At 61.6% G+C, this 1,586-nt stretch carries 1 protein-coding gene and 1 pseudogene; both read left to right on the forward strand.

What is annotated here, in order from left to right; all coding sequences use genetic code 11:
* Nucleotides 1-137: pseudogene (locus ACH196_RS29235) on the forward strand (alpha/beta hydrolase); the annotation flags it as partial.
* A 305-nt stretch (nucleotides 138-442) separates the two neighbouring features.
* On the forward strand, nucleotides 443-1,586 hold a 1,144-nt coding region (gatB, locus tag ACH196_RS29240), incomplete at its 3' end, for an Asp-tRNA(Asn)/Glu-tRNA(Gln) amidotransferase subunit GatB (protein WP_396650369.1).

The raw sequence follows: 1,586 nt of genomic DNA on the forward strand, positions 1-1,586 counted from the left end.
TCGCACCCGAGGCCCAGAAGTTTTTCGCCGCCGAAATGAAGGCCCAGACGACGGAAGTCGCCGGCAGCCATGCTTCGCTCATCGTCCACGCGAAGGAAGTCGCCGCGGTCATTGAAAAGGCCGCGCTCGTAAAGTGATAAACAGCTCCCGGCGCTTTGGCGCCGGGAGCTCAACACTTGCTCTCGGAGGATGTGGAGGGCATCGGACGCTGATCGCGGTAGCCCCCGACTAGGCAGGCCAAACGCCGACAGTATCGCGGCGATGGCCCGAGACGAGCTGAGAATTCCGGCTGAATCGGCCTCGGGCGTCCACCTCCCACCCATAGCCGTCATTCAAACCCAAACGTAGCCCGAGCCTTGCCTAGCTCCCCACTTTGCACTAGCGAAAGACGACAGTTTGCCGTGCGAAAATCGCACCAGACAATCGAACATCCTAGGCCGACATGACCCTCATCGATACCCGCACGCCCGATCCGAAACGTTTTATCCCCGGCGCCACTGGCGATTGGGAGGTTATCATCGGCATGGAGGTCCATGCGCAGGTGACCTCGGAGGCAAAGCTGTTTTCGGGTGCGTCGACCTCGTTCGGCGCGGCGCCCAACGATAATGTCAGCTTGGTCGACGCTGCCATGCCGGGCATGCTGCCGGTGATCAACGAGGAATGCGTTCGCCAGGCGATCCGCACCGGCCTCGGGCTCAAGGCTGAGATCAATCACAAGTCGGTTTTCGACCGGAAGAACTATTTTTATCCCGACCTGCCGCAGGGTTACCAGATTTCGCAGTTCAAGCAGCCGATTGTCGGCGAGGGCGTCGTCTCGGTCGCTGTCGGGCCGGATTCGAAAGGCCAGTACGAGGAGATCGAGGTCGGCATCGAGCGTCTGCATCTGGAGCAGGACGCGGGGAAATCGATCCACGACCAGCACCCGACCATGTCCTATGTCGACCTGAACCGCTCGGGCGTGGCGCTGATGGAGATCGTGTCGAAGCCGGACCTGCGCTCGTCGGAGGAAGCAAAGGCCTATGTGACGAGGCTTCGGACCATCGTGCGCTACCTCGGCACCTGCGACGGCAACATGGAAGAAGGCTCGCTGCGCGCCGACGTGAACGTTTCGGTGCGCAAGCCGGGTGGCGAATTCGGCACGCGCTGCGAGATCAAGAACGTCAACTCCATCCGTTTCATCGGCCAGGCGATCGAATATGAGGCGCGCCGCCAGATCGCCATCCTCGAGGATGGCGGCAAGATCGATCAGGAGACACGCCTGTTCGACCCCAATAAGGGCGAGACGCGGTCGATGCGCTCGAAGGAAGAGGCGCACGACTACCGCTATTTCCCCGACCCCGACCTGCTGCCGCTGGAGTTCGATCAGGCCTATGTCGATGCGCTGGCCGAGCACCTGCCGGAACTGCCGGACGACAAGCGAACCCGGCTGATCGCCAGCCTCGGCCTGTCGGCCTATGATGCGTCTGTGCTCGTCTCGGAAAAGGCTATCGCCGATTATTTCGAGCAGGTCGCGGCCGGCCGCGAAGGCAAGCTGGCCGACAAACGGGTGACCAACAAACTGCGGGGAGCCTTTAAAAAAACCGGCA

The organism is Mesorhizobium sp. IMUNJ 23232 (assembly GCF_044326205.1).
Lineage (GTDB): Bacteria > Pseudomonadota > Alphaproteobacteria > Rhizobiales > Rhizobiaceae > Kumtagia.